The following is a 25,557-nucleotide window of genomic DNA, read 5'->3' on the forward strand; positions in this document are numbered from 1 at the left end:
CGCAATGCAATTGCGATTACGTGTTACAAAATTGCGACAGCACGCAACTATGCCCATATCTCGCTTGCCGGATATTGTTCCGGCATCGGAGACCAATCCATGCGCATGTTCGAAACCGTGACCAGCACCATGCTGGCGATCGCGGCTCAAGCGCTGGTGGTCGGGGTGGTCATCACCGCCTTCTGATCCATCGGCCCGCCCGCCCCCTTCCGAGGGGGCGCGGCTAGGCCGGCAGTTTCAAGACCCGCGAATAATCACCGCTTGCGCGGGTAGCGCGCGGCGAATTCCTCGTCGGACATCATCAGATAGCGGATCATGTCGATCAGCGCCCAGGGCGCGCTGATGATCAACCCGATCACGGTGATGCTCAGCACCAGCATGATGATCCCGGAGCCGGTCCGGCCGAGGTAGAAGCGGTGGATGCCGAGCGTGCCGATCACGAACGCCATGACCGCGGCGACGTATTTGTTGCGGTCGTTGGTCGGGAGAGCCTCGGCCGGCACAGCGCGACGGGGGCCCGGTGCGGTCGGCATCGGGAAGACGCTGAGCGCGCGGTCGTTGGCGGCCTCGAAATCGACTTCCAGGCCGATTGCTGGTTCGCCGCGATGCGCCCAGTCTTCGCGCGCGAACCGATAACGCTGTCCGTCCTGTCCCGCGACGAGTCCTTCGCCCGTGCGGGGATCGACGCCTAAAACCTGTCCGCGCATATCATTCCTCGGTGTTGGTTTCGCATTCTGGCGGATGATGCGAATCAGGCAAGCTCGAACTCACCCTCGGTGTCAGGCGGCAAGCGCGGTTTGACGCCAATGCCTGTCGTCGTCGTTGTCTGCATTCGTCGATCGCTTCTTCCGCGAGCGGATCGCGCGCTTGTGCTTTTGTGCAGCCGGGCGGCGAGTGAATACGCTGAGCCGGCGCGTCATGAAGCTCCGGAAACGCAGGCTGGATGCCGCAGCGGCCAGCGCCATGAGAATGTCGACATAGGCCGAAACCTCGAATGTCGTGATCCAGATCGCGACATCGGGGGCGGCCAGAGTAAGCAGCCTGATACCGTCGCCTTCGCCGACGAGCGTGACCATTGCGGCCGTCAGCATCAGCAGGAACATGACGGCAGCATCGCCCCGCGTGAACCGTGCCAACCGGACTGCAGGCTTGTCGATCAGCACCCGACGCAAGGTTTCGCCGATTGGCGTCCGGGGGGCGGTGGCCATGAGCAGCCAACAGGCGAGCGCGATGAAAAGACATGCCAGCATTGCGCCCCCCTTGGTTCAGTATGTAGCCGGGTTTATTCTCCGGCGAACACGCCCTTCAGCTTGGCGAAGAAGCCTTGGCTGGCCGGGCACTCATCGCCCGTTTCCGTCTCGCGAAACATCTCGAGCAGTTCCTTCTGGCGGTTGCTGAGACGCGTCGGGGTTTCGACGTCGATCTGGACGACGAGGTCGCCGTGGCCGCGGCCTTGCAACACCGGCATGCCGGCACCGCGCTGGCGGAGTTGCTTGCCCGACTGGATGCCCGCCGGGATCTTCACCTCGTGTGTGCGACCGTCCAGGCCAGGGATCGACAGCGACCCGCCGAGCGACGCGACCGTGAAGCTGATCGGCGCGCGTGCGAACAGCGTCGTGCCTTCGCGCTCGAAGAGATTGTGCTTGGTCACGTGGAGGAAGATGTAAAGGTCGCCAGCCGGAGCACCGCGTGCGCCCGCCTCGCCTTCGCCGGACATGCGGATGCGCGTGCCCTCGTCGACGCCGGGGGGAACGTTGATCGACAGCGTCTTGGTCTTCTCGACGCGACCTTCGCCGCGGCAATCCGGGCATGGATCGGAGATGACTTCGCCCGCGCCATTACACACCGGGCAGGCGCGTTCGACTACGAAGAAGCCCTGCTGCGCACGAACCTTGCCGTGGCCGCCGCAATGCTGGCAGGTCTTAGCCCGCGTACCGGCTTTCGCGCCCGAGCCGTCGCAGGTGTCGCAGAGCGCGGAGACGTCGATCGTGATCTCGGTCGTCTTGCCGTGGAAGGCTTCCTCGAGGCTGACTTCCATGTCGTAGCGCAGGTCCGCGCCGCGCCGCGCCGCCGAGCGACCGCCGCCGCGCTGCGCGCCGCCCATGAATTCGCCAAAGACGCTTTCGAAGATATCGCTGAAGCCGCCGAAATCCTGCGCGCCGCCACCGTGACCGCCGCCGCCGCCGTTCTGGAACGCGGCGTGGCCGAAGCGATCATAGGCCGCGCGCTTCTGCGGATCCTTGAGGCATTCGTACGCCTCGCTGACCGCCTTGAACTGCGCTTCGGAATCCTTGCAGCCGGCGTTCTTGTCCGGGTGATATTTCATCGCGAGCTTGCGGTAGGACGACTTGATCGTCCCCGCATCCGCGGTCCGCTCGCATTCGAGCAGTTCGTAATAATCTGTCTGGGTACTCATGATCTCAAGCCCTCTCCCCTCCGGGGAGAGGGTTGGGAGAGGCGCGCCACACGCGGCCCCTCTCGGTACTGCCCCTCACCCCGACCCTCTCCCCGACGGGGAGAGGGGGACGTCGGTTACGCCTTCGGGTTGTCGTCGACTTCCGAGAACTCGGCGTCGACGACATCATCGTCCTTCTTCGCCGCGTCGCCATCAGCCGACGGCGAAGCGTCCGCCTGGGCCTGCTTCTCGTAGATCGCCTGGCCGAGCTTCATCGCGACCTGGGCGAGCGCAGTGCTCTTCTCGGTCATCGCGTCCGCATCGCCGCTCTCGACCGCAGCCTTGGTCGCGTCGATCGCGGCCTGGATCTCGGCCTTCAGCGACTCGTCGACCTTGTCGCCATTGTCGGCAAGCTGACGCTCGGTGGTGTGGACCAGCGACTCGGCGTTGTTCTTCGCCTCGGCGCCCGCACGACGCTTCTTGTCCTCCTCGGCGAAGGTCTCGGCGTCGCGGACCATCTGGTCGATGTCGTTGTCCGAAAGACCACCCGACGCCTGGATGCGGATCTGCTGCTCCTTGCCGGTGCCCTTGTCCTTGGCCGAAACGCTGACGAGGCCGTTGGCATCGATGTCGAACGTGACCTCGATCTGCGGCACGCCGCGCGGTGCGGGCGGGATGCCGACGAGATCGAAATTGCCGAGCATCTTGTTGTCGGCCGCCATCTCGCGCTCGCCCTGGAACACGCGGATCGTCACCGCGCCCTGGTTGTCGTCGGCGGTCGAATAGGTCTGCGACTTCTTGGTCGGGATCGTCGTGTTGCGATCGATCATCCGGGTGAACACGCCACCCAGCGTCTCGATGCCGAGCGACAACGGCGTCACGTCGAGCAGCAGTACGTCCTTGACGTCGCCCTGCAGCACGCCGGCCTGGATCGCGGCGCCCATCGCGACGACCTCGTCCGGGTTGACGCCGGTGTGCGGCTCCTTGCCGAAGAACTGCTTCACGACTTCACGCACGCGCGGCATGCGCGTCATGCCGCCGACCAGCACGACTTCCGAGATGTCCTCGGGCTTCAGGCCGCCGTCTGCGAGCGCCTTGCGGCAAGGCTCGAGCGTACGCTTGACCAGATCCTCGACCATCCGCTCCAGATCGGCGCGGGTGATCGACTTCACCAGATGCTTCGGGCCGTTCTGGTCCGCGGTGATGAAGGGCAGGTTGACCTCGGTCGACTGCGCCGAGCTGAGTTCGATCTTCGCCTTCTCGGCCGCTTCCTTCAGACGCTGGAGCGCCAGCTTGTCCTTGGCGAGGTCGATGCCCTCGGCCTTCTTGAACTCGTCGGCGAGATACTGGACGATCTTGTTGTCGAAATCCTCACCACCCAGGAACGTGTCGCCGTTCGTGGCCTTCACCTCGAACACGCCGTCGCCGATTTCCAGCACCGAGATGTCGAACGTGCCGCCGCCGAGATCGTAGACCGCGATGGTCTTGCCGTCCTGCTTGTCGAGGCCGTAGGCCAGCGCAGCCGCAGTAGGCTCGTTGATGATGCGCAGCACTTCGAGGCCAGCGATCTGGCCGGCATCCTTGGTCGCCTGACGCTGTGCGTCGTTGAAGTAGGCCGGCACGGTGATGACCGCCTGCGTGACCGTCTCGCCGAGATACGATTCGGCGGTTTCCTTCATCTTCTGCAGCGTGAACGCTGAGATCTGCGACGGCGAGTAATCCTTGCCACCCGCCGAGACCCATGCGTCGCCATTCGGGCCGCGCGAGATCTTGTACGGGACCAGCTCGGTGTCCTTCTTGGTGATCGGATCGTCGAAGCGACGGCCGATCAGGCGCTTCACCGCGAAGATGGTGTTGTCGCCGTTCGTCACTGCCTGGCGCTTGGCCGGCTGGCCGACCAGTCGCTCGCCATCCTTGGCGAATGCGACGATCGACGGCGTGGTGCGCGCGCCCTCGGAATTCTCGATGACCTTGGGCTTGCCGCCTTCCATGACGGAAACGCAGCTGTTGGTCGTGCCGAGATCGATACCGATTACTTTAGCCATGAGTTCTGATTAGCCCCTCACTTGAAACGAAAATACGAAACCGGTTCCACCCCGTTACGGCAGTGGAACCTTTCTGATGATGGGCGCGATATAGGTGGCCTCGCGCTTGCCGCAAGATTGTACCGGTCATAGGATGCGCAAGTGGTCGGGCCCGGAGAAAAGTAACCTATGCGTATCGTTTTCGGACTGGGTGTTGCCGCGATGGCACTGGCGTCGTGCTCGCCGCCCAAGGAACTGTCCGTCGACGGGGCCTGGGTGCGGCTCGGCGCGGTGACCGGACGGCCTGCGGCGGCGTACTTCATTGTGCATGGGGGGCCGGTGCCGGCGACGCTGATCTCTGCCACGACCGACGTCGCGATCAGGTCTGAGATGCACGAGACGATGGACAAGGGCGGCATGTCGACGATGACGCCGCTCGCGAAGGTCGAGATTCCGGCGAATACGGACGTAGCCTTCGCGCCGGGTGGGCGGCACGTGATGCTCTTCGACATGAACTCGGGGATCAAGCCCGCCGATCGCGTCACGCTCACGTTCGCGTTTGCCGATGGGACACGCATCATCAACAACGCGACCGTGGTCGCGGCGGGAACTCCGGTAGGGAAGTGACCGGAGCAGGCTCAAGGCGCGGGCTTACCGAGGGAGAGACGGCGCTCGCGGCATCGGTGTTCGGGGGTGCGATCGATTACTCTTCGGTCAGCTTGGCACGTCGCAAATGGGCGTTCTTCCAGCCGCGCGATACGGTGATGGCACCCCGCGGCTGTATCCACTTCCACCCCAAGGGCGACCTGTGGTGCGACGACTTCGCGCATGCGAACCTGACGTTGCAGGGACTGTTCGTCCACGAGATGACGCACATCTGGCAACACCAGCGCGGCGTGTTCCTGCCCTTGGCGCGGCATCCGTGGTGTCGGTACGACTATGCGTTCCGGCCGGGGGTGGCGCTGCATCGCTACGGCATCGAGCAGCAGGGGGAGATCGTGCGCCATGCCTTCCTACTGCGTGCGGGAGCGAAGGTGGCGGGCGCGCCGCCGCTCGCCCAGTACGAGACGGTGCTGCCGTTCACGCCGTCAGCGCTCGCCTAGACAGGATCGCTATTATAGTTGGGACCACGCCAAGCCCACCCCGTCACCCCGGACTTGTTCCGGGGTCCACCGTTCCGCGAACTCAAAGACCGATGAGCATGCGGAACGGTGGATGCCGGAACAAACCCGGCATGACGGAAGGGTTCAAACCGATCCGACCTCAGAGCCAGCTACGACCATCCGGCCCGGCACAGCCGTAAGGCGGCAACTGGCCCGGGAACCGTGCCTGCATCTTGTGGCAGCCCCAGGCGCGCATCGGCCCCGGTGCATAGCCGTTCAACGCGATGCCGACCTCGTCATACGGGCTCGATCCGCGCGCGACGTACATGTACCAGCGACCGACGAACATCACCGCCGCCGCGATGAGCACGACACAAACGACCTGGACGATTTTTTGCATTGGGAACCCTTTTTGTAAAGAAGGGCGCCCCGTTGCAGACAACATGGATCAATTTCAACCACCGATCTGGTAGATCGCGATCCACTCAATCGGCAGAAATCCGCCGTTTACAGCGCGTCGAAATCGATAGGTCGTGTTCTATCAAGTGCTTGCGGCGCCTCGGGCATCGGATATTTCAGTCCGGTCGCGCAGTTGAAAAGAACGACCTTGTCGTCCTCGTCGACCAGCCTGGTGTTCAGCGCCTGATGATACGCCGCCAGCGTCGCGCCGCCCTCGGGGCATAGCAGCAGCCCATCCTGCTTCGCCGCCGCGTCGACCGCCTTCAGGATAGCCGGATCGCCGACCGCCAATGCCTGCCCGCCGCTCTCGCGAACCGCACGGAGGATCAGGAAGTCGCCGACCGCTTTCGGCACGCGAATCCCCGCCGCGACGGTGCTTGCGTCTTCCCAACGCTCGGCATGCTCCTCGCCCGCTTCGAACGCGCGGACGATCGGCGCGCACCCGCTCGCCTGCACGGCGAACATCTTGGGGCGCTCGGAGCCGATCCAGCCGAGCTTCTCGAGTTCGTCGAACGCCTTCCACATCCCGATCAGCCCGGTGCCGCCGCCGGTCGGGTAGAAGATCGCTTGCGGAAGTTTCCAGCCGAACTGCGCGGCGAGTTCGAGCCCCATCGTCTTCTTGCCCTCGATCCGATAGGGCTCCTTCAACGTCGAGAAATCGAACCAGCGGCCCTCCGCGGCGCCCTTCCCGACGATCGCGCCGCAATCGTCGATCAGCCCGTTGACCCGCCAGACGCGCGCGCCCTGCATCGCGATCTCGCGGACGTTGATCTCGGGGGTGTCGTCGGGGCAGAACACGATCGTCTCGATCCCGCACCGCGTGGCGTAGGCGGCCAGCGCCGCGCCCGCATTGCCGTTGGTCGGCATCGCGATCTTGGTGACGCCCAGTTCCTTCGCCATCGCGACGGCCATGACCAGCCCACGCGCCTTGAAGCTGCCGGTCGGGAGGCGGCCTTCGTCCTTCACGAGCACATTGGGCCCGCCGGACTTGGTCAACGGCACCAGCGGCGTCTCGATTTCGCCGAGGCTGACGATGTTGGACGTGTGGCGGACGGGGAGCAGTTCACGCCACCGCCATAGATCGGTCGGCCGCGCTTCGATCGTATCACGCGAAACCGAGGACCGCACCGCGTCGAGGTCGTAGCGGACGAGCAACGGTCGCCCGGCGCGCGACAGCCCATGAAGCTGATCCGCCTCATACCGCTCGCCGGTAATCGAGCATTCGAGATGCGTGACGAAGGTCTGGCGATCGGTCGTGAGGTTCTGGTTCATTTTTTATCCTGACGAGGCCCAAAACCCCCGTCACCCCGGACCTGTTCCGGGGTCCACCGATCCGCGAACCAAGCGGCCGTGAATGCGCGGCGCGGTGGATGCCGGAACAAGCCCGGCATGACGGAGTGTTTAGATGAACATGAAGACGATACCCGTCAGTACGACAACCACCGCCAGCCAAATGAAAAACTGCTTCCACGTATCCGGGATTGCGGCGCCCAGTCCCTCGATCAGCACTCCGACCAGATCGTGCACGCCGCTCTCCCTACAAGTTACCCGGCCTTGGCGACGCCGACCATGGCGGGACGCAGCAGGCGATCCTTAATCATGTAGCCCGCCTGCATCTCCTGGACGATCGTTCCGGCCGGCTGGTCGCTCGGGACTTCGAGCATCGCCTGGTGCTTGTTCGGGTCGAGCATCTGGCCCTCAGCCGCGATCTTGGTGATGCCGTGGCGCTGGAACACGCTTTCCAGCTCGCGACCGGTCGCTTCGAGCCCGGTGACGAGCCCCTTCATCTTCTCGTCCGCCCGCAGGTCCGCCGGGATTGCCGACAGGCCGCGCGAGAGGTTGTCCGCAACCGAAAGCACGTCGCGCGCGAACGCCGTCGCGGCATAGGCGCGCGCGTCCTGCGCTTCCTTCTCGGCGCGGCGGCGGACGTTCTGGATCTCGGCCTGCGCGTAGAGGACGTTCTGCTTGGCTTCGGCGAGCTGGTTCTCGAGCTCGGCGACGCGGTCGTTCGAGGCCACTTCAGGTGCGGCGTCGGCGGTCTCTTCGCGCAGGTCTGCAGGCGTGTTCTGGTCGATGTCGGACATGGTTTTCCCTATAAATTGGGCCGGCTCAACCCATCAACCGGGCGAGCGTTGCAGCCGTGAAATCCACCATGGGCACGACGCGCGCATAGTTCAACCGCGTCGGGCCGATGACACCGACCACGCCGACCACCCGACCGTCCAATCCGCGGAAGGGCCGAGCGATCACCGAAGACCCTGACAACGCAAACAATTTGGTCTCCGCGCCGATGAAAATCCGGGTCGAATCGCCAGCCCGCGCGCTGTCCAAAAGCGACGCGACTTCCTGCTTTCCCTCGAGATCGTCGAGCAGGTCGCGGACCCGATCGAGATCGGCGGCGGCGGCGGCATCGATCAACCGCCCCTGCCCGCGCACGATCAGCACCGGGCGACGATCGGCATCCTCGCTCCACACCGCGATGCCGCGCTCGACCAGCGTCCGCGCCGCGCCGTCGAGCGCCGCCTGCCCGTCCGCCAGCTCACGCTCGATCCGGGTCCGCGCATCGGCGAGCGTCAGGCCGCCGAGCGTCGCCGACATGTAGTTGCCCGCCTCAATCAGAGCGGACGGCGACATGCCCTTGGGCAGTGCGATCACGCGGTTCTCGACCGAGCCGTCCTCGCTGACCAGCACCGCGAGCGCCTGCTCGGGCGACAGCGCGACGAACGCGATCTGGCGGAGCTTCAGTTCGCGCTTGGGGACCATGACCAGTCCGGCGCAGGCCGACAGCCCGGAGAGCGCGAGCGTGGTCGCGGCGAGCGCCTCCTCGACCGGGCCTCCGACGCCGGCACGTGCCTCGATCGTCTGGCGCTCTTCGAACGAGGGTTCCATTGCCTGCATCATGCCGTCCACGAACAGGCGGAGACCACGGTCTGTCGGCATGCGGCCCGCGCTGGTATGCGGGCTGGCGAGCAGGCCGAGACCTTCGAGTTCGCCCATCACGCCGCGAATCGAGGCGGGCGAGAGGCTGAGACCGGTCAGTTGCGCGATCGTCTTCGACCCCACCGGCGTGCCGCTCGCGAGATAGCTGTCGACGACGGCACGGAAAATGTCGCGCGCGCGATCGGTCAGTTCGGTGACGGGGGGCGTGGCCATACGTCTGATCTAGGGCTGATCGACGGGCGTACAAAGAGGAATGCACCTATCCACCCGTCATCCTGACGAAAGTCAGGACCCAGGGTAACCGAACGGTGTCCTGCGTGGCTCTGGGTCCTGACTTTCGTCAGGATGACGGCGGTGGTTGGGCTGGCGAGCGACCAAACGAAAGGCTAGGCAGCGGGCAACCACTCACTCCCGTTAGGATAAGACTATGCGCCCATCCGGCCGCGCCCCAGACCAGATGCGTGCGATCACGATCGAGCCGCGCTTCACCAAGCATGCCGAGGGCTCCGTCCTGATCGGCTTCGGCGATACCAAGGTGCTCGTCACCGCCAGCGTCGAGGAGAAGGTGCCGCCGTTCATGCGCGGCAAGGGCGAAGGCTGGGTGACCGCCGAATACGGCATGCTCCCACGCGCCACCAACACGCGCAACAACCGCGAGGCCGCCAAGGGCAAGCAGTCGGGCCGCACGCAGGAAATTCAGCGACTGATCGGCCGTAGCCTTCGCGCGGTGGTCGACCTGAAGCTGCTCGGCGAGCGCCAGATCGTGATCGACTGCGACGTGATCCAGGCGGATGGCGGCACGCGCACCGCGTCGATCTCGGGCGGCTGGGTCGCGCTTCGACTCGCCATCGATGGCCTGCTGGCGAGCGGCAAGCTGACCGCCGACCCGCTGACGCAGAAGGTCGCGGCGATCAGCTGCGGGATCTACCAGGGCAATCCGGTGCTCGACCTCGACTATATCGAGGATTCGGGCGCGGATGCGGATGCGAACTTCGTGCTGCTCGAAAACGGCAACATCGCCGAGGCGCAGGCGACTGCGGAGGGCGCGACGTATGACGAGGAGGCGCTGCTCCGCCTGCTGCGTCTCGCGCGGATCGGCTGCACGGATATCTTCGCGGCGCAGGCGAAAGCCGTGGCCAAGTGAGCGGCGAAGGCAAGGAACCGCAGGCGATCCGCAAGCTCCAGCCAGGCAAGCTGGTCATTGCCAGCCACAACAAGGGCAAGGTTCGCGAGATTGCGGCGTTGTTGGAAGGCCGGGGACTCGAAGTCGTCTCCGCCGCCGAGCTCGATCTGCCGGAACCCGTCGAGACGGGCACGACCTTCTTTGCGAACGCCGAGCTGAAGGCACGCTCTGCCGCCGATCTGTCGGGCTATCCCGCGCTCGCGGACGATAGCGGGCTGTGCGTCGACGCGCTGAACGGCGATCCGGGCGTCTACACGGCGGATTGGGCTGAGACGCCGAACGGTCGCGACTGGGTGATGGCGATGCAGAAGGTCGAGGACGCGATCGTTGCCAAAGGCCCCGACGTGGGCCGCGGCGCCCATTTCGTCAGTGTGCTGGCACTGGCTTGGCCCGATGGTCATGTCGAATGGTTCGAGGGGCGTGCCGAGGGGACGCTCGTCTGGCCGCCGCGTGGGGATGTCGGGTTCGGGTATGACCCCGTGTTCGTGCCGCTGGGCTACGACCAGACCTATGCCGAACTCCCGCACGAGACGAAGAACGCGATCAGTCATCGGAACGAGGCGTTCAAGTTGCTGGAAGCGGCAGTGTTCTGAGAGACTTACTTCCCGTTCCCCCGCGAAAGCGGGGGTCCAGGAGCCACGAATGTCACGCTCTTGACCCTGGGCTCCCGCCTTCGCGGGAGAACAGCAGGGACCGACCCTGTCTAAACCGCGATCGCCTGCTTCTCCGGCCATATCACCGCAGGCAGCGCTTCGAACGCGGGTTTTGCCAGCAGATACCCCTGGATATACCGCACGCCGAGACCACGCAGCGCCTCGAACTCGCCACGCGTCTCGACCCCCTCGGCGATCACCGTGATTCCCAGCGCCGTGCACATCCGCAGCATCCCCTCGACGATCATCCGCCGCGGCAGGCTCGTGTCGATGTCGCGGATCAGCTCCATGTCGAGCTTGATGATGCCCGGCTGGAACCGCGCGAGCAGGTTGAGCCCGGCATGCCCTGCACCGAAATCGTCGAGCGCGGTACCGAACCCCATCTTCTGATACGTCGCGATGATGTTCGCGACATGCGCGGGGTCGAGCATCTCCTCGTTCTCGGTGAACTCGAAGATAAGGCGGTCGGTCGGCATGCCGACTGCCGCCGCCGTCTTGAGCGTCAACTGGATGCACGCTGCCGGCGAATAGACAGCGTTCGGGAGGAAGTTGATCGACAGCCGCGCGGGCGTGTCTAGCAGCCCGGCCTTCACCGACGCCTCGATCGCGCGCACCCGGCATTGCTGGTCGAACGCGTAGAGATTCTTGGCATCGACCTGAGCCAGCACGCTCGCCGCCGACTGGCCTTCGGGACCGCGCACGAGCGCTTCGTAGGCGAAGACGGTCTCGGTCTCGACGTCGACGATCGGCTGGAACGCCATCGAGAAGGCGAAGGACAGGCCGGCGCCGTCTCGGCATCCGACGCAGCCAGTTGGCCGAGCGCCATCGGGTTTGGATACTGGTATCATTCGACCAGATTAAGCGACGACCGCTTAAGAAAGTGCCACCAATTTGGGTCTAACCGCTTGCTCCAGATCAATAAGCGCGCTCGCCGAAGACGTTGCCGGGGGGCGAGTAGCGGCACACCAGATAGTCGTCGGTCTTGTTGCTCGCCATCGCGCAGCCGACCTGCGTCGAGCCGCGCCAGACGATCTGCGTATAGTGCGCGACGTCCTCGAACTTGCCGGTGCGGCTGAACCCGGGGGTCGGCTGGTTGATGAAATCGCGCTTCTCGGCGACCCAGTGCCCCATCATCTCGGTATACGCATAGGCATAGCGCGTGCCGGTCCACAAATTCTCGCCTTCGCGCGACATGCCCTGGGGTTGCGGCGCGTGCGCGAATTTGCCGGTGCGCGCGAGTTCCTCGGCATAGGCGCGCGCGGTGGTCGCCAGCGTATCGCTCCAGGTGAGCGGCGCCACGCCGACGGCGGCGCGCGCGGCATTGTGGCCGTCCATCATCGCGGTCTTGAGCAGGCTCGCACCGCGCGGTGCCGGCGCCATCGTATCGCGACGCTCGACGACACGCTCGGGGCCCTGCGCGCAGCCTGCCATCAACAGCGCCCCGGCGATCGCCAAACCCATCCGTGCCGTCATTGCGCTTCCTTCGGCCGCCCCGTGCGACCATATGCGCGAGATAATGCCCGTCTTCGAAACACCAAGCCCCCGGTCCGATTCCCCCGGCGACCTCGCGCTGTACGTCCACTGGCCGTTCTGCGTGTCGAAATGCCCGTATTGCGACTTCAACAGCCACGTCCGCGAGGAGGTGGACCAGGCAGCGTGGCGGGAGGCGCTGCTCACCGACCTTGCGCATGAGGCGCGGGTATTGCCGGGGCGCAAGTTGCAGTCGATCTTCTTCGGGGGCGGCACGCCGTCGCTGATGCCGCCGTCGACGGTCGCGGCGGTGCTGGATGCGGCGGAGAAGGCCTGGGGATTCGCCGAAGGGATCGAGATCACGCTGGAGGCGAATCCGTCTTCGGTGGAGGCGGCGCGGTTTGCGGATCTGGCGCGTGCCGGGGTGAACCGGGTGTCGCTGGGGCTGCAATCGCTCGACGATCAGGCGCTGAAATTTTTGGGGCGTTCGCATGACGTGAACGAGGGACAAGCCGCACTGGCAACCGCGCAGAGCGTGTTTCCGCGCGTCAGTTTCGACCTGATCTATGCGCTTCCCGGCCAACGGCTCAACGATTGGCGCGCAGAACTGGCGCGCGCGTTGAGCCTGGGGACGGAACATCTCTCACTGTATCAGCTGACGATCGAAGCCGGCACACGGTTCGCGACCGAGGCGCTGGCGGGGCGGATCGTGATCCCGGATGGCGATTCGGCCGCCGATCTGTTCGAGGCGACGCGTGCGGATACCGCCGCGGCGGGTCTTCCCGCATACGAGACGTCGAACCATGCGCGGCCGGGGTCGGAGAGCCGCCACAACCTCGCTTACTGGCGGTACCAGGATTATGCTGGGATCGGGCCGGGGGCGCATGGGCGACGCGGCGGGCTGGCGACGGTGCGGCGGAAGAAGCCGGAGAACTGGCTGGCGGCGATCGAGCGTAACGGCCACGGAATGGAGGTGGAGGACCCGCTGACGCCCTCGACCCGCGCGACCGAGGCTTTGCTGATGGGGTTGCGGTTGGCGGAAGGCGTCGATCTGGAGCGGATCACGGCGTTGAACGCGGGCGTGGTGCCGGTGGATCTGGCGGCGGTGGCTCAGCTGGAGGAGCTGGGGCTGATCGTGCACTCCCCGGGCCGATTGCGGGTTACCGAAGCGGGGGCGCTCCTACTCGACGCGATCCTGCCGGAAATCGTCACCGCGTAGGCTGATCTTCGATCATCCCCCTCCCTGGAAGGGAGGGGTTAGGGGTGGGTCGGCCAGTTGGCTATCGGTGCGCCCGCCCCATACCGACCCACCCCCTACCCCTCCCTTTCAGGGAGGGGGAAGCTTACTTCCCGAACCCGGCCGGTGCGGGCGAGACCACCGTGGTCGTGCCGCCGCGGATTTCCTTAACCTCGAGCGCGCGCTCGGCGACGCTGTCCTTGCCGAAGCGGAACGCCCCATCGATGCCGGCGAAGCCATCGCCGTCGCGCAGGCGGTTGACCGGGAACGGCGTACCGGGCTTCCAGTCGCGCGCGATGCGGACCGTCAGCAGCACCGAATCATAACCAAGGCTCGACAGACGGTATGGCCCTGCCCCGAACCGCGCGCGGTATTTGGCGGCATATTGGCGGTACAGCGTGTCCGAAACGCTCGCATACCAGGCGCCGTTGAGCGCTGCCTTGGCGGCGATCGCGGTGTCCGAATTCCAGAGTTCGGTGCCTAGGATACGCGTCGAAGCGCCGCTGCCACGCTTGACCATCGCGGCCGCGGAGGCTGCGTTGGCGCCGCCATCGGCGATCAGGACCGCGTCATAGGGGGCCTTCGCCGCAAGCCGCGTAACTGCGCCTGAGATACCGCCGGGGCCCCGCGCGTAGGTCTGGAGCGAGACGACCTGACCGCCCGCGCCTTCGACTGCGCGAAGGAACGCGGTGGACGCACGCTCGCCGTACAGGCCGTTGGGGACGAGGCCGGCGAAGTTGCTGACGCCGCGCTCCTTGGCGAAATCGACGACGCGCGCGATCGACTGGGTCGGGACATAGCCCATCAGGTACGTGCCGCTGCCCGCCACGCCGAGATCGTTGGAGAAGCTCAGCACCGGGATGTTCGCGGCGCGCGCAATCGGCGCGACCGCACGGACGTCGTCGGCGAGCAGCGGCCCGAGGATCAGCTGAGCGCCCTCGGCGATCGCGCGCTGCGCGGCAGCGGCGGCACCGGTCGCGGTGTCGTAGTTGGTAATCCGGACGCGCTGGTTCTGCGTATCGAGCAGCGCGAGCATCGTCGCGTTGGCGATAGAGGTGCCAACGCCGGCATTGCTGCCCGACAGCGGCACGAGCAGCGCGACCCGGTTACGCTCGGCATCGCGCGGGATGCCGGTCTCGACGCCGATCTCGGGGCGATCGACGGGACGCGTGGTCGGGCGCTGCTGCGTCGGCTCGACTGGACCACGCGGGACGATTGTCTGGCACGCGCCGAGCAGGCACGCCGCGACAAGGGTCGCCCATCGCCCTGCAGTACGTGCGGATTGCCCTATCGTCGTCGCGTCTGCCATGACCGTCCCCATGAACCCTGAAACTCTTCTCGATCCCGGCCTCTACATCGTCGCGACCCCGATCGGCAATCTTGGCGATCTGTCGCCGCGCGCCGCCGACATCCTCCGCCGCGCGGACGTGATCGCGGTCGAGGACAGCCGCGTCACCGCCGGTCTGCTCCGCCACATCGGCACGAAGACGCCGATGGTGCCGTATCACGATCACAGCGCGGAAGGCGTGCGCCCGGCGCTGATCGCGCGTATGGCGACGCAGGCGGTGGCGCTGGTGTCGGACGCGGGGACGCCGCTGATCTCGGATCCGGGGTTCAAGCTGGTGCGTGATGCACGCGCGGCGGGGCATCTGGTGGTGACGATCCCGGGGCCGTGCGCGGCCGTGGCGGCGCTTACGCTGGCGGGGCTGCCGACCGACCGGTTCTTGTTCGTGGGGTTCCTGCCGTCGAAGATGCACGCGCGGGCGGAGGCGATCGCGGAGGTGGCCACGATCCGCGCGACTCTGGTGATGTATGAGTCGGGGCCGCGGCTGGGGGCGTGTTTGGCGACGCTGCTCGAAGGTCTCGGCGACCGAGAGGCGGCGGTGACGCGCGAGATCAGCAAGAAGTTCGAGGAGGCGGTGACGGGGACACTCTCGACGCTCGCCGCGCGTTATGCGGATGCGCCGCCGCGGGGGGAGATCGTGATCGTCGTCGCGCCGCCGGGGGAGGCGCCGCCAGCGAGTGCGGAGGATGGCGATGCTGCGCTGGTGGAGGCGTTGACGCGCCTGTCGACCGGGCAAGCTGCGAGCGAGGTGGCCAAGAAGCTCGGGCTCGACCGCAAGGCGCTGTATGCTCGGGCGCTGGAATTGAAGCCCAAGCCCTGATCTCCCCTCCCGCTTGCGGGAGGGGTCGGGGGAGGGCATGCCATAGACGTGCCGCCCCCGCCCTCCCCTAGCCCCTCCCGCAAGCGGAAGGGGACACACGACCGAAAGGCTGCGGAGGCGACCGGCCGTCGCGGCGAGCGGATGGCAGGGTGGTGGCTCCGCCTCAAGGGCTGGAGCATCCTCGATCGCCGAGTCCGCACGCCCGCCGGCGAGGTCGACCTCGTCGCCCGCAAAGGCAACCTCGTTGCCTTCGTCGAAGTGAAAACCCGCGCGACCGCCGCCGAACTCGACTTCGCGATCGACGAGCGCCGCCTCGCCCGCGTCGCAGCAGCCGCGGAGTATCTGATGCCGCGCTACGCCGGACCCGGCGACGACATCCGCGTCGACGTCATCCTGCTCGCCCCCGGCACCCGCCCGCGCCATATCGAGAATGCCTGGATCGGGTGACGCCGCCCGGTGACTTCGCGCCCGCCCGCGCCTACATGCGCTCGACCGAACAGAAGGAAGACGCATGAGCCTCACCGTCGCCGTCCAGATGGACCCGCTCGACAGCATCAACATCGCCGGCGATTCGACCTTCGCGCTGATGTTGTCTGCGCAGGACCGCGGGCACACGCTCTTCCATTACTCGGCCGAGGATCTGAACTACCGCGACGGCCGGGTCTGGGCGAAGGCGCATCCCGTCACCGTGCAGCGCGTCGTCGGCGATCACTTCAGCGTCGGCGAGCCCGTGAACCTCGACCTCGGCGACGAGGCGGACGTCGTTCTCATGCGCCAGGATCCCCCGTTCGACCTCGGCTACATCACCGCGACGCACCTGCTCGAGCGGATCGCCGACAAGACGCTGGTCGTGAACGATCCCGCGCAGGTGCGGAACGCGCCCGAGAAGGTGTTCGTCCTCGATTACCCGCAGTTCATGCCGCCGACGCTCGTCACCCGCTCGCTCGACGAGGCGCGGAAATTCCTCGCCGAGCACGGCGCGATCGTCATCAAGCCGCTGCACGGCAATGGCGGCAAGGCGATCTTCAAGGTCGAGTCGGACGGCGCGAACCTGTCGGCGCTGATGGAGGTCTTCAACATGACGTGGCGCGAGCCGCACATGGTCCAGGCGTTCCTCCCCGACGTGGCCAAGGGCGACAAGCGCATCGTGCTGATCGACGGCGAAGTCGCGGGCGCGATCAACCGCCTGCCGGGCGAAGGCGAGATCCGCTCGAACCTCGCGGTCGGCGGCTCGGCGGAGAAGTCGGTGCTGACCGACAAGGAGCGCGAGATCTGCGCGGTACTCGGGCCGGAACTGAAGAAGCGCGGGCTGTTGTTCGTCGGGATCGACGTGATCGGCGGCACATGGCTGACGGAGATCAACGTGACCTCCCCGACCGGGATCGTCGCGATCTCGAACTTCGATGGAACGGATCTGGCCGCCATGATCTGGGATGCGATCGAGGCGAAGGTCGCGGCGCGGTAACCGTCCGAATCTGTTCGGCACTTACCCCCTGAAACAGGGGAAGCTTGTTTCCCCGCGAAGGCGGGGACCCAGACTGGGCTCCCGCCTTCGCGGGAGAACAAGGAAGTGCAGACGGTCATTCAACTATTGTCGGTGATCGATCATGCGGAACGGTGGATGCCGGAACACATCCGGCATACCGGCAGTATGTGATACCCATGACTGAATTCATCCTCGATCTCATCGCCTGGGGCGGATATTTCGGTATCTTCCTGTTGATGGCGCTCGAGAATATCGTGCCCCCGGTGCCGTCCGAGGTGATCATGGGCCTCGGTGGCATGGCCGTCGCGCGCGGCGACATGAGCGTCGTGCCGCTGATCGCCTGGGGCACCGCGGGCTCGGTCGTCGGCAATTACTTCTGGTATTATATCGGCCGCAACATCGGCTACGAGCGTTTCCGTCCGTTCATCGAGCGCAACGGCCGCTGGCTGACGATGGAATGGTCGGACGTCGAGAAGATCCACCGGTTCTTCATGAAGCGCGGCGGCTGGGTAATTTTCGTGTTCCGGTTCATGCCGACCTTCCGCACCGTCATCTCGCTCCCCGCGGGAATGACGCGCATGCCGATCTGGCAGTTCGTGATCTGGACCGCGGCGGGCAGCGCGATCTGGAACACCGTGCTCACCTATGCCGGCATCCTGCTCGGCTCGCATTTCGAAGAACTCGATCGCTATGTCGGACCGGTCGCGGTGGCGACGTTCGTCGTCATCATCATCGGTTATGGCTGGCGCGTGCTGACCTGGAAGCCGAAGGGCTAGACGCCGCCATGCGGGTGGGCGTTGCGATAGACGTCCATCAAATGCGCGGCATCGACCTGCGTGTAGACCTGCGTCGAACTCAGGCTCGCATGGCCGAGCAACTCCTGTAGCGCGCGCAGGTCCGCCCCCCGCCCCAGCAGATGAGTCGCGAAACTATGGCGCAGAGCATGCGGCGTCGTCCGATCGCCCAGTCCCAGCCGCGCCCTCGCTGACTGCACCGCCCGGCGGATCATCACCGGCGACAACGCCCCGCCCTTCGCCCCGCGGAACAGCGGTTCGCCGCGCGTAACCGGCCACGGCGTCTGCGCGACATACGCTTCGATCGCCGTACGAACCTGCGGTAACAAGGGCACGACGCGCGTCTTGGCGCGCTTGCCCGTCACCCGGATCGTCTCGCCGAGCGGCAGGATATCGCCCCGCAGCGTCAACGCCTCGCCGATTCGCAAGCCTGCGCCGTACAGCAGCATCAACACCGCCCAGTCGCGCGCGCTGATCCACGGCTCGGCCGCATCGTCCGCCACCTCCTCCGCCAACGCGACCACCTCGGCCGGCGAGATCGGTCGCGGCACGCCCGCCTTCACGCGCGGCCCCCGCATCCGCGGCTGCTCCGCGCCTTCGTTCGCCCAGGCGAGAAACCCGCGCACCGCGGACAATTCCCGCGCCGCCGACGCGTTACCCAACCCGGCTTCTCGGCGTTGCGCCAAATACGCTCGCAGGTCTGTCGCGGTTACTCGTGCGAGCGCCCCGCGCGTGATCCGCTCCCCCCAATGTCCGACCAGGAACGCCGTCAGCCGTTCGGCCGACGCCCGATAAGCCCGGATCGTGTGGACCGATCGCCGACGATCGCGCTCGAGGTGCTCCGCCCAGAGCATCGACGGCGGCAGAATTTCCAGCGTCTGGTCTTTATCGGTGGGCATGTGTGGACAGTAACGCCCCGAACAGGCAAAGAAAATTAACCCAGCCGCTATATTCGAGTTTCATGTCGCCTGTCGATCTCATCACAGACAACTTTTCAGACGAAGCACGGCGCGTGGCTGCGCTTCAGGCCTTGGCGTTGCTCGATAGCGAACCCGAGCTTGAATTCGATGCATTGGTCGCGTTGGCCGCAGAAATGCTGGGTTGCCCTAACGCTTTGCTAACACTCGTCGACAGCAATCGGCTCTGGATCAAGGCGGCGAGCGACGGCGAACGCGGTGAGATCTCCCGCGAAATCGGCATGTGCAATTACACGATCCTCGGCAAAGAACCGATGGTCATCGAAGACGTGTCGAGCGATTTTCGATTCGCGGCCAATCCTCGGACGCAACCGCCTGACGGTATTCGGTTTTACGCTGGCGCGCCGGTTAATGCGCGCGACGCGAGCGGTGAATATTATGCGATCGGCTCGATCTGCGTCGTCGATACTGTACCGCGCTCGCTGAACGATGCCGGGCGCAAGGCGCTGACTCATCTGGCGACCCTGGCAGAGGCGATGATCGCCGCGCGGTCCGCTGCACGCGAGGCCATCGCGATTGCGACGACCGCGGATCGCCAAGCGGCTGCGCTGGCCCGTCAGGACCGCGTTTTCCGGCAGGCGGAACGGATGGCGGCGATCGGATCGTGGCGCGTGTCGCTGGCCGACGACAAGCTGCAATGGTCGGACGGCGTCTATCACATTCACGGCCTGCCGATCGGCGACCTGCCCGAGATGCCGGTGGCGATGGAATTCTATCCGCCGCATGCCCGCGACGAGATGAACGCATCGCTTCGGCGGACGATCGAAACCGGTGCGCCGTTCGATATCGAAGTCGATTTCAAGAACGCGCAGGGTGAACAGCGCCGTGTCCGCGTGCTCGGCGAGTGCGAGACCGTCGACGGCCAGACCATAGCGTTGGTCGGCGTCTTCCAGGACGTAACGGAACGCCACGCGCTCGAGGTCAATTTGCGACGCTCGGCGAATACCGATTCGCTGACCGGCATCGCCAATCGGGCGGCGTTCGATCGTACGCTCGATGCAGCCATGACGCGGTCGCATGCCGACGGCACGCCGTTGTTGCTCGCGCTGGTCGATCTCGACGGGTTCAAGGCGATCAACGACACACTTGGCCATACCGCGGGCGACGACGTGTTGCGCGGCGTCGGCCGGATCCTGAAGGCTCCCTGGCTCAAGAACAGCTTTGCCGCCCGCGTCGGTGGTGACGAATTCGCGATCCTGATCGAGGATCCCGGCATGGCCGCGAACCCTGGCTATATCTCTGCCCGGCTGGAGGAAGCGTTACGCTTTCCGATCGCGCTGAACGGCCTCGCGATGGTCAGCGCGGGCACGGTCGGCATCACCGCTTTGGACCGCGACTGCCTTTCGGTGCGCGATTTCATCCACCGCGCCGATACGATCCTGTACCAGGCGAAGCGCGCGCGTGTCGGCGAACGACGCCGTCCGAACCGCGACGCTGCGTAAGGCGGCATCGACCGACCCGACGTAAGCGGTTCACGCGGAGTCGATCTGTCCCCATATACCGACACGATGTCGTCCCGCGCCCGTGTCCTGATCCTCAACGCCGCCCTCGGGCCGCTCGACTACCGCGTGCCCGCCGGCATGAGCGTCGAGCCGGGCTCGATCGTGGTCGCCCCCCTCGGACCGCGCCAGCTGCTTGGCGTGGTGTGGGAGGCGGAGCGGATGCCATCCGATGCGGAGGTCGGCGACAACCGGTTGCGCAACCTGCTCGCGGTCGCCGACGTACCGCCGCTGGGAGCGCCGCTACGGCGACTGGTCGAGTGGACCGCGGACTATTACCTCGCGCCCGCGGCGTCGGTGTTGCGGATGACGCTGGCGTCCACCTCGGCGCTGGAGGGGGCACGAACCGCTGTCGAGTATCGTTCTACCGGGGTCGTGCCCCCTCGCCTGACGCCACAGCGCGAGCAGGCGCTGGAGCGGATCGGTGACCGCCAAGGCCTCATCCGCGAACTAGCAACGCTGGCGGAGGTCAGCGACGCGGTGATCCGCGGGCTGGTGAAGGTCGGCGCGATCGAGGCGGTCGAGGTCAGCATCGACGTCCCCTACCCCGTACCCGATCCGCAGCATCATGAGCCGACTTTGTCAGAGGACCAGCGGGCAGCAGCCGATGTCCTGGTCGCTGGCGTCGCAGAGCACGCGTTCCACCCGACGTTGCTCGACGGCGTTACGGGCTCGGGGAAGACCGAGGTGTATTTCGAGGCGGTGGCCCAGGCGATCCGCGACGGCCGCCAGACGCTTGTCCTGCTCCCCGAGATCGCGCTGACCGAACCCTTCCTGAAGCGCTTCCACGACCGCTTCGGCTGCGAGCCGATCGCGTGGCATTCGGGGCTTCGATCGACCCAGCGGCGGCGCGCGTGGCGCGCGATCGCGAGCGGCGAGGCGCTGGTGACGGTCGGCGCGCGGTCGGCGCTGTTCTTGCCCTACCACGACCTCGGGCTGATCGTGGTCGACGAGGCGCACGAGACCAGCTTCAAGCAGGAAGAGGGCGTGCATTATCACGCGCGCGACGTGGCGGTGATGCGCGGCAAGTTCGAGGGGTGCCCGGTCATCCTCGCCTCCGCAACACCGGCGATCGAGACTCGGCAACAGGTCGCGACCGGGCGCTACGCGGAGCTGAAGCTGCCCGGCCGGTTCGGCGCGGCGGAGATGCCGACGATCGAGCCGATCGACTTGATCAAGGAACCGCCGGAACGCGGCCGCTGGCTGGCCCCGCGCCTCGTCAAGGCGATGCAGGAGACGCTGGAACGGCGCGAGCAGTCGCTGCTGTTTCTCAACCGGCGGGGCTACGCACCGCTGACGCTGTGCCGGACGTGCGGGCACCGGTTCCAATGTCCGAACTGCACTGCCTGGATGGTCGAGCACCGCCTCACGCGCCGCCTCGCCTGCCACCATTGCGGCCATGCCGAGCCGACGCCGCGCGTGTGTCCCGAGTGCAAGGGCGAGGATACGCTGGTCGCCTGCGGGCCGGGTGTGGAGCGGATCGCCGACGAGGTGACGGCGCTCTTCCCAGAGGCGAAGACGGCCGTCGTTACGTCCGACACGATCTGGTCGCCGGCCAAGGCGGCGGAGTTCGTCGGGCGGATGGAAGCCGGTGATATCGACATCGTCGTCGGCACGCAGCTCGTGACGAAGGGGTATCACTTTCCAAACCTCACCCTGGTCGGCGTCGTGGATGCGGATCTAGGCCTCGACGGTGGCGATCTGCGGGCGGCGGAGCGCACGTTCCAGCAGATCCGGCAGGTGTCGGGGCGCGCCGGGCGTGGCGAGAAGCCGGGGCACGTGTTCATCCAGACGCATAGTCCAGGGGCACAGGTGATGCAGGCGCTCATCACCGGCGATGCCGACGCGTTCTACGCCGCGGAAACGGACGCGCGAAAGGATGCAGGCGCGCCGCCGTTCGGTCGGTACGCAGCGATCGTGGTGTCGTCGGAGGACCAGTCCTGCGCGCACGAGACGGCCAAGCTCGTCGGGCGGAGCGCACCTGAAGTCGACGGCATGCACGTCTACGGCCCCGCCCCCGCCCCGCTGGCGATGCTGCGCGGCCGGCATCGCTACCGGCTGCTCGTCCATGCGCGGCGCGCGCTGGATGTGCAGGACGTCATACGGGACTGGCTGGGGAAACTGGAATGGCCATCCAAAGCGCGCGTGACGGTGGACGTCGACCCGTATAATTTCCTCTGATCGTGCGGGCAACGCGGCCTTAACGCTCGGCCCGGTATGCGTGCCGGATGACGCCGTCCCGCATCGCACCCATCCAGTGGCTTCGCGCACTCGCAGCCACGCTCGTGTTGCTGATGCACGCGTCCGACATGATCGATTCCGGGCCGGTCGCGCTAACCGGCAAGTTCGTACCGTCGGTCCCCAATCTCTCGATGTTCGGCGCGAGCGGGGTCGATCTGTTCTTCGTCATCAGCGGGTTCGTCATGGCGCAGTCGCTGGCGACCGCGGACGCTGATTCGTGGCGGTTCCTGGCAAAGCGATGGTTGCGGATCGTACCGTTGTTCGCGTGCGTCAGCGCAGTCTACATGCTGATCATGCACGACCCCTTGACCGTGCCGGCGGCGTGGATGTCGATCACCGTGCTGCCCGTTCTCGACGGAGCGGGCTACCATGTTCCCGCGCTGTATCCCGGCTGGACGCTCGGGTTCGAATTCGCGTTCTACGCCATCGTGGCGGTTGCCATGCGGGCGCCGCAGCGCCGTGTTGAAATGCTGCTAGCCCTCACGGTGGCGCTGGCGGTGATCGGCAGCGTCGTTCATCCCGGCTGGGCACCTTTGAGGCTGCTGCTGAACCCGCTCCTGCTCGAATTTGCGCTCGGCGTAGGTGTGTGGATGGCTTGGCGCAGCGGGATCAGCGCACGTTATGCGACGCCTGCGCTCGTCATCGGGACCGTGCTGCTCGTGGTCGGGATCGCCTTCGGACTGGGCGTGCCGCTATCGCTTCAGATCGAGGTTGCCGTTGCCGGTACCTCGGGCCTCGCGCGGACCTGGACGTGGGGCATTCCCTGGGCACTGGTGGTAGTCGGGGTGATCGACACATCGGCGGACGGACGGTTCGAACGGATTGTCGCGCGCGTGGGCGATGCGTCCTATTCGACGTACCTGACCCATCCCTGCCTGATCGCGCTGCTGTGGATGGTCGGAGGCTATGCCCCAACCATGTCACCCTATCTGTTCGCGCTGGCGTTCATCGTCGCATCGACGATGCTGGGATTGGCGGTGCATCGGTGGATCGAGCGGCCGCTGCTGGCGCGGTTGCAGCGTCGGCCGTCGGTATCGATCGGGCGAGCACCGGCGCTCGCCTGACAGGCGTTACTCGCCAGCATGTTCGGCGAGGACGGTCAGGCCCTTGGCGTTGACCTCGGCGAAACCGCCCTTGATCGCGATGATCTCGGGGGTGCCATTCTGCGTGCGGAAGATCTGGACACCGCCGTCGCGGACCGTCGACATGAAGGGGGCGTGGCCTTCGAGGACGCCGAAATCGCCTTCGGTGCCGGGGACGACGACCATGTAGACCTCCTCCGAGCGGACGAGCTTTTCTGGCGTGACGAGTTCGAAATGCAGCATGTCTATCTTCTCACTCCCTCCCCTTCAGGGGAGGGTCGGGGTGGGGGAGTGCGGCAGGCGCGACGCGCGCAGTCAGGCCCCACCCCAACCCTCCCCTAAAGGGGAGGGAGCTAAGCTTAAGCCTCGGAAGCCATCTTCTCGGCCTTGGCGACGGCTTCGTCGATGCCGCCGACCATGTAGAACGCCGCCTCGGGGAGGTGATCATACTCGCCCTCGACCACGGCCTTGAACGACCGGACCGTATCCTCGAGCTGGACGAACTTGCCGCTGATGCCGGTGAAGACCTCGGCGACGTGGAACGGCTGGCTCAGGAACTTCTGGATCTTCCGCGCACGCTGGACGGTGAGCTTATCCTCTTCGCTCAGCTCGTCCATGCCGAGAATCGCGATGATGTCCTGCAGCGACTTGTACTTCTGCAGCGTCGACTGGACGGCGCGTGCAGTGTCGTAATGCTCCTGGCCGACGACGCGTGGCTCGAGCAAACGCGAGGTCGAATCGAGCGGATCGACGGCCGGGTAGATGCCCAGCTCCGAGATCGCGCGGTTGAGGTTGGTCGTCGCATCGAGATGCGCGAACGACGTCGCCGGGGCCGGATCGGTGAGATCGTCTGCGGGAACGTACACGGCCTGCACCGAGGTGATCGAGCCCTTGTTGGTCGACGTGATGCGCTCCTGCAGCGCGCCCATGTCGGTCGACAGCGTCGGCTGATAGCCCACCGCCGACGGGATACGGCCGAGCAATGCCGAAACCTCTGCGCCCGCCTGCGTGAAGCGGAAGATGTTGTCGACGAAGAACAGCACGTCCTGGCCTTCGACGTCGCGGAAATACTCTGCGATCGTCAGGCCCGACAGCGCGACACGGGCACGCGCGCCTGGCGGCTCGTTCATCTGGCCGAACACGAGCGCGACCTTCGAGCCTTCCGACTGCGGATTGCCGTCGGCATCCTTGGCGATGACGCCCGCGTCGAGGAACTCGTGGTACAAATCGTTGCCCTCGCGGGTACGCTCGCCGACGCCCGCGAACACCGAGGTGCCGCCATGGCCCTTGGCGATGTTGTTGATCAGTTCCTGGATCAGCACGGTCTTGCCGACGCCGGCGCCGCCGAACAGGCCGATCTTGCCGCCCTTCGCATAGGGTGCGAGCAGGTCGATGACCTTGATGCCGGTGACCAGGATCGCGCTCTCGGTCGACTGGTCGACGAACAGCGGCGCCGAGGCATGGATCGGGGCGGTCGTCTCTGCGCCGACGGGACCACGCTCGTCGATCGGCTCGCCGATGACGTTGAGGATGCGGCCGAGCGTCTTGGGGCCGACCGGTACGCGGATCTGCGAGCCGGTGTCGGTGACGGTCTGGCCGCGGGTCAGGCCCTCGGTTGCGTCCATCGCGATCGTGCGAACGGTGTTCTCGCCGAGATGCTGCGCGACTTCGAGGACGAGCCGGTTGCCGTTATTGTCGGTTTCGAGCGCCGACAGAATCGCGGGCAAATTGTCGGGGAAATGCACGTCGACGACCGCACCGATGACCTGCGAGATGCGGCCGGTGTTGTTGGTGGCCTTGGGGGCGAGCGTGGTTCCGAGGGTCTCTGGGGCGGTTGCCATTGTCTGCT

27 protein-coding genes are annotated in these 25,557 nt (G+C 66.1%); 12 read left to right on the forward strand and 15 right to left on the reverse strand.

The genetic code is table 11. The features are described 5' to 3' along the window. Nucleotides 1-254: 254 nt before the first annotated feature. The 4 genes from J4O76_RS10140 to dnaK form a co-directional block, all read right to left on the reverse strand. Complete coding sequence (locus J4O76_RS10140; RefSeq protein WP_426281630.1) at nucleotides 255-707, reverse strand: TM2 domain-containing protein; 453 nt, start codon at nucleotides 705-707, stop codon at nucleotides 255-257. Nucleotides 708-779: 72 nt separating this feature from the next. Then, entirely contained in the window at nucleotides 780-1,250 is a 471-nt protein-coding gene (locus tag J4O76_RS10145) for a hypothetical protein (RefSeq protein ID WP_426281632.1), read from the reverse strand. Between the two features lie 32 nt (nucleotides 1,251-1,282). Further along, nucleotides 1,283-2,416, reverse strand: coding sequence for a molecular chaperone DnaJ (dnaJ, locus tag J4O76_RS10150; protein WP_426281633.1), 1,134 nt, complete (start codon nucleotides 2,414-2,416; stop codon nucleotides 1,283-1,285). Between the two features lie 116 nt (nucleotides 2,417-2,532). Further along, nucleotides 2,533-4,440: a molecular chaperone DnaK gene (dnaK, locus tag J4O76_RS10155; RefSeq protein WP_426281634.1), complete on the reverse strand. Its 1,908-nt coding sequence runs from the start codon at nucleotides 4,438-4,440 to the stop codon at nucleotides 2,533-2,535. Nucleotides 4,441-4,608: 168 nt separating this feature from the next. Here dnaK and J4O76_RS10160 point away from each other — a divergent pair, with 168 nt between their 5' ends. Together J4O76_RS10160 and J4O76_RS10165 are read left to right on the forward strand one after the other, a co-directional pair. Then, nucleotides 4,609-5,046 (forward strand): copper chaperone PCu(A)C, encoded by a 438-nt coding sequence (locus J4O76_RS10160; RefSeq protein ID WP_426281635.1) that lies wholly within the window; start codon nucleotides 4,609-4,611, stop codon nucleotides 5,044-5,046. Next, complete coding sequence (locus J4O76_RS10165) at nucleotides 5,043-5,522, forward strand: vgr related protein (protein WP_426281636.1); 480 nt, start codon at nucleotides 5,043-5,045, stop codon at nucleotides 5,520-5,522. The genes J4O76_RS10160 and J4O76_RS10165 overlap by 4 nt, the downstream gene beginning before the upstream one ends. 160 nt (nucleotides 5,523-5,682) lie before the next feature. Here J4O76_RS10165 and J4O76_RS10170 read toward each other — a convergent pair whose 3' ends face one another. The 5 genes from J4O76_RS10170 to hrcA form a co-directional block, all read right to left on the reverse strand. Further along, nucleotides 5,683-5,922, reverse strand: coding sequence for a hypothetical protein (locus J4O76_RS10170; protein ID WP_426281637.1), 240 nt, complete (start codon nucleotides 5,920-5,922; stop codon nucleotides 5,683-5,685). A 107-nt stretch (nucleotides 5,923-6,029) separates the two neighbouring features. After that, the gene (locus J4O76_RS10175) at nucleotides 6,030-7,253 is read right to left on the reverse strand and encodes a threonine synthase (RefSeq protein WP_426281638.1); all 1,224 of its coding nucleotides are present in this window, start codon (nucleotides 7,251-7,253) and stop codon (nucleotides 6,030-6,032) included. Between the two features lie 129 nt (nucleotides 7,254-7,382). Then, nucleotides 7,383-7,508 (reverse strand): hypothetical protein, encoded by a 126-nt coding sequence (locus tag J4O76_RS10180; RefSeq protein ID WP_268795438.1) that lies wholly within the window; start codon nucleotides 7,506-7,508, stop codon nucleotides 7,383-7,385. 17 nt (nucleotides 7,509-7,525) lie between these two features. Further along, nucleotides 7,526-8,065 carry a nucleotide exchange factor GrpE gene (grpE, locus tag J4O76_RS10185; protein ID WP_426281639.1) on the reverse strand — a complete coding sequence of 180 codons (540 nt, stop codon included), beginning with the start codon at nucleotides 8,063-8,065 and terminating at the stop codon, nucleotides 7,526-7,528. Between the two features lie 25 nt (nucleotides 8,066-8,090). After that, nucleotides 8,091-9,134 (reverse strand): heat-inducible transcriptional repressor HrcA, encoded by a 1,044-nt coding sequence (gene hrcA, locus J4O76_RS10190; protein ID WP_093399755.1) that lies wholly within the window; start codon nucleotides 9,132-9,134, stop codon nucleotides 8,091-8,093. 214 nt (nucleotides 9,135-9,348) lie between these two features. Between hrcA and rph the strand changes: the two genes are divergently transcribed. Both rph and rdgB read left to right on the forward strand, forming a co-directional pair. After that, nucleotides 9,349-10,065: a ribonuclease PH gene (gene rph, locus J4O76_RS10195; protein WP_056055360.1), complete on the forward strand. Its 717-nt coding sequence runs from the start codon at nucleotides 9,349-9,351 to the stop codon at nucleotides 10,063-10,065. Continuing rightward, nucleotides 10,062-10,697 carry an RdgB/HAM1 family non-canonical purine NTP pyrophosphatase gene (gene rdgB, locus J4O76_RS10200; RefSeq protein WP_426281642.1) on the forward strand — a complete coding sequence of 212 codons (636 nt, stop codon included), beginning with the start codon at nucleotides 10,062-10,064 and terminating at the stop codon, nucleotides 10,695-10,697. Before rph ends, rdgB begins: the two co-directional genes overlap by 4 nt. 110 nt (nucleotides 10,698-10,807) lie before the next feature. On the opposite strand, the gene J4O76_RS10205 is transcribed toward rdgB, so the two are convergent. Both J4O76_RS10205 and J4O76_RS10210 read right to left on the reverse strand, forming a co-directional pair. Beyond that, the gene (locus J4O76_RS10205; RefSeq protein ID WP_426281856.1) at nucleotides 10,808-11,518 is read right to left on the reverse strand and encodes an EAL domain-containing protein; all 711 of its coding nucleotides are present in this window, start codon (nucleotides 11,516-11,518) and stop codon (nucleotides 10,808-10,810) included. Between the two features lie 154 nt (nucleotides 11,519-11,672). After that, on the reverse strand, nucleotides 11,673-12,230 hold the full coding sequence (locus J4O76_RS10210) for a CAP domain-containing protein (RefSeq protein ID WP_056065155.1): 558 nt from the start codon (nucleotides 12,228-12,230) through the stop codon (nucleotides 11,673-11,675). Nucleotides 12,231-12,273: 43 nt separating this feature from the next. Here J4O76_RS10210 and hemW point away from each other — a divergent pair, with 43 nt between their 5' ends. Continuing rightward, on the forward strand, nucleotides 12,274-13,446 hold the full coding sequence (gene hemW / locus J4O76_RS10215) for a radical SAM family heme chaperone HemW (protein ID WP_426281644.1): 1,173 nt from the start codon (nucleotides 12,274-12,276) through the stop codon (nucleotides 13,444-13,446). 124 nt (nucleotides 13,447-13,570) lie between these two features. Here the strand turns inward: hemW and J4O76_RS10220 are convergent, their stop codons facing one another. Next, nucleotides 13,571-14,773 (reverse strand): penicillin-binding protein activator, encoded by a 1,203-nt coding sequence (locus tag J4O76_RS10220; protein WP_426281645.1) that lies wholly within the window; start codon nucleotides 14,771-14,773, stop codon nucleotides 13,571-13,573. Nucleotides 14,774-14,783: 10 nt separating this feature from the next. Between J4O76_RS10220 and rsmI the strand changes: the two genes are divergently transcribed. From rsmI to J4O76_RS10240, 4 genes are all read left to right on the forward strand, one after another. Further along, nucleotides 14,784-15,629 (forward strand): 16S rRNA (cytidine(1402)-2'-O)-methyltransferase, encoded by an 846-nt coding sequence (gene rsmI, locus J4O76_RS10225; protein ID WP_426281646.1) that lies wholly within the window; start codon nucleotides 14,784-14,786, stop codon nucleotides 15,627-15,629. A gap of 141 nt (nucleotides 15,630-15,770) precedes the next feature. Continuing rightward, on the forward strand, nucleotides 15,771-16,076 hold the full coding sequence (locus tag J4O76_RS10230) for a YraN family protein (protein ID WP_426281857.1): 306 nt from the start codon (nucleotides 15,771-15,773) through the stop codon (nucleotides 16,074-16,076). A 64-nt stretch (nucleotides 16,077-16,140) separates the two neighbouring features. Then, the gene (gene gshB, locus J4O76_RS10235) at nucleotides 16,141-17,094 is read left to right on the forward strand and encodes a glutathione synthase (RefSeq protein ID WP_426281648.1); all 954 of its coding nucleotides are present in this window, start codon (nucleotides 16,141-16,143) and stop codon (nucleotides 17,092-17,094) included. Between the two features lie 197 nt (nucleotides 17,095-17,291). After that, complete coding sequence (locus tag J4O76_RS10240) at nucleotides 17,292-17,891, forward strand: DedA family protein (RefSeq protein ID WP_093399762.1); 600 nt, start codon at nucleotides 17,292-17,294, stop codon at nucleotides 17,889-17,891. On the opposite strand, the gene J4O76_RS10245 is transcribed toward J4O76_RS10240, so the two are convergent. After that, nucleotides 17,888-18,763 (reverse strand): tyrosine recombinase XerC, encoded by an 876-nt coding sequence (locus tag J4O76_RS10245; protein WP_426281858.1) that lies wholly within the window; start codon nucleotides 18,761-18,763, stop codon nucleotides 17,888-17,890. The genes J4O76_RS10240 and J4O76_RS10245 overlap by 4 nt on opposite strands. 107 nt (nucleotides 18,764-18,870) lie before the next feature. On the opposite strand from J4O76_RS10245, the gene J4O76_RS10250 reads away from it, so the two are divergent. The 3 genes from J4O76_RS10250 (at nucleotide 18,871) to J4O76_RS10260 (ending at nucleotide 23,690) form a co-directional block, all read left to right on the forward strand. Then, complete coding sequence (locus J4O76_RS10250; protein WP_426281649.1) at nucleotides 18,871-20,328, forward strand: diguanylate cyclase domain-containing protein; 1,458 nt, start codon at nucleotides 18,871-18,873, stop codon at nucleotides 20,326-20,328. 66 nt (nucleotides 20,329-20,394) lie between these two features. After that, a complete protein-coding gene (locus J4O76_RS10255; RefSeq protein ID WP_426281650.1) occupies nucleotides 20,395-22,566 on the forward strand; it encodes a primosomal protein N' in 2,172 nt (723 codons plus the stop codon). A 47-nt stretch (nucleotides 22,567-22,613) separates the two neighbouring features. Next, nucleotides 22,614-23,690, forward strand: coding sequence for an acyltransferase family protein (locus tag J4O76_RS10260; RefSeq protein WP_426281652.1), 1,077 nt, complete (start codon nucleotides 22,614-22,616; stop codon nucleotides 23,688-23,690). Between the two features lie 6 nt (nucleotides 23,691-23,696). Here J4O76_RS10260 and J4O76_RS10265 read toward each other — a convergent pair whose 3' ends face one another. Beyond that, nucleotides 23,697-23,951: an ATP synthase F1 subunit epsilon gene (locus J4O76_RS10265; RefSeq protein ID WP_056488477.1), complete on the reverse strand. Its 255-nt coding sequence runs from the start codon at nucleotides 23,949-23,951 to the stop codon at nucleotides 23,697-23,699. A gap of 116 nt (nucleotides 23,952-24,067) precedes the next feature. After that, nucleotides 24,068-25,549 (reverse strand): F0F1 ATP synthase subunit beta, encoded by a 1,482-nt coding sequence (atpD, locus tag J4O76_RS10270; protein ID WP_056488474.1) that lies wholly within the window; start codon nucleotides 25,547-25,549, stop codon nucleotides 24,068-24,070. Nucleotides 25,550-25,557: the final 8 nt, after the last annotated feature.

Origin of the sequence: Sphingomonas sp. NFX23 (genome assembly GCF_049887795.1) — a bacterium.
Taxonomy (GTDB): domain Bacteria; phylum Pseudomonadota; class Alphaproteobacteria; order Sphingomonadales; family Sphingomonadaceae; genus Sphingomonas.

Bases quoted from the DNA above. Each gene is read 5' to 3' on its own strand.
- grpE (WP_426281639.1), bottom strand. From the start codon at position 8,065: ATGTCCGACATCGACCAGAACACGCCTGCAGACCTGCGCGAAGAGACC.
- J4O76_RS10260 (WP_426281652.1), top strand. From the start codon at position 22,614: ATGACGCCGTCCCGCATCGCACCCATCCAGTGGCTTCGCGCACTCGCA.
- hemW (WP_426281644.1), top strand. From the start codon at position 12,274: ATGCCCGTCTTCGAAACACCAAGCCCCCGGTCCGATTCCCCCGGCGAC.
- J4O76_RS10140 (WP_426281630.1), bottom strand. From the start codon at position 707: ATGCGCGGACAGGTTTTAGGCGTCGATCCCCGCACGGGCGAAGGACTC.
- dnaJ (WP_426281633.1), bottom strand. From the start codon at position 2,416: ATGAGTACCCAGACAGATTATTACGAACTGCTCGAATGCGAGCGGACC.
- J4O76_RS10160 (WP_426281635.1), top strand. From the start codon at position 4,609: ATGCGTATCGTTTTCGGACTGGGTGTTGCCGCGATGGCACTGGCGTCG.
- atpD (WP_056488474.1), bottom strand. From the start codon at position 25,549: ATGGCAACCGCCCCAGAGACCCTCGGAACCACGCTCGCCCCCAAGGCC.
- J4O76_RS10145 (WP_426281632.1), bottom strand. From the start codon at position 1,250: ATGCTGGCATGTCTTTTCATCGCGCTCGCCTGTTGGCTGCTCATGGCC.
- J4O76_RS10250 (WP_426281649.1), top strand. From the start codon at position 18,871: ATGTCGCCTGTCGATCTCATCACAGACAACTTTTCAGACGAAGCACGG.
- J4O76_RS10240 (WP_093399762.1), top strand. From the start codon at position 17,292: ATGACTGAATTCATCCTCGATCTCATCGCCTGGGGCGGATATTTCGGT.
- rsmI (WP_426281646.1), top strand. From the start codon at position 14,784: ATGAACCCTGAAACTCTTCTCGATCCCGGCCTCTACATCGTCGCGACC.
- J4O76_RS10220 (WP_426281645.1), bottom strand. From the start codon at position 14,773: ATGGCAGACGCGACGACGATAGGGCAATCCGCACGTACTGCAGGGCGA.
- J4O76_RS10245 (WP_426281858.1), bottom strand. From the start codon at position 18,763: ATGCTCTGGGCGGAGCACCTCGAGCGCGATCGTCGGCGATCGGTCCAC.
- J4O76_RS10205 (WP_426281856.1), bottom strand. From the start codon at position 11,518: ATGGCGTTCCAGCCGATCGTCGACGTCGAGACCGAGACCGTCTTCGCC.
- gshB (WP_426281648.1), top strand. From the start codon at position 16,141: ATGAGCCTCACCGTCGCCGTCCAGATGGACCCGCTCGACAGCATCAAC.
- J4O76_RS10265 (WP_056488477.1), bottom strand. From the start codon at position 23,951: ATGCTGCATTTCGAACTCGTCACGCCAGAAAAGCTCGTCCGCTCGGAG.
- J4O76_RS10230 (WP_426281857.1), top strand. From the start codon at position 15,771: ATGGCAGGGTGGTGGCTCCGCCTCAAGGGCTGGAGCATCCTCGATCGC.
- J4O76_RS10175 (WP_426281638.1), bottom strand. From the start codon at position 7,253: ATGAACCAGAACCTCACGACCGATCGCCAGACCTTCGTCACGCATCTC.
- dnaK (WP_426281634.1), bottom strand. From the start codon at position 4,440: ATGGCTAAAGTAATCGGTATCGATCTCGGCACGACCAACAGCTGCGTT.
- hrcA (WP_093399755.1), bottom strand. From the start codon at position 9,134: ATGGCCACGCCCCCCGTCACCGAACTGACCGATCGCGCGCGCGACATT.
- J4O76_RS10210 (WP_056065155.1), bottom strand. From the start codon at position 12,230: ATGACGGCACGGATGGGTTTGGCGATCGCCGGGGCGCTGTTGATGGCA.
- J4O76_RS10255 (WP_426281650.1), top strand. From the start codon at position 20,395: ATGTCGTCCCGCGCCCGTGTCCTGATCCTCAACGCCGCCCTCGGGCCG.
- rph (WP_056055360.1), top strand. From the start codon at position 9,349: ATGCGCCCATCCGGCCGCGCCCCAGACCAGATGCGTGCGATCACGATC.
- J4O76_RS10170 (WP_426281637.1), bottom strand. From the start codon at position 5,922: ATGCAAAAAATCGTCCAGGTCGTTTGTGTCGTGCTCATCGCGGCGGCG.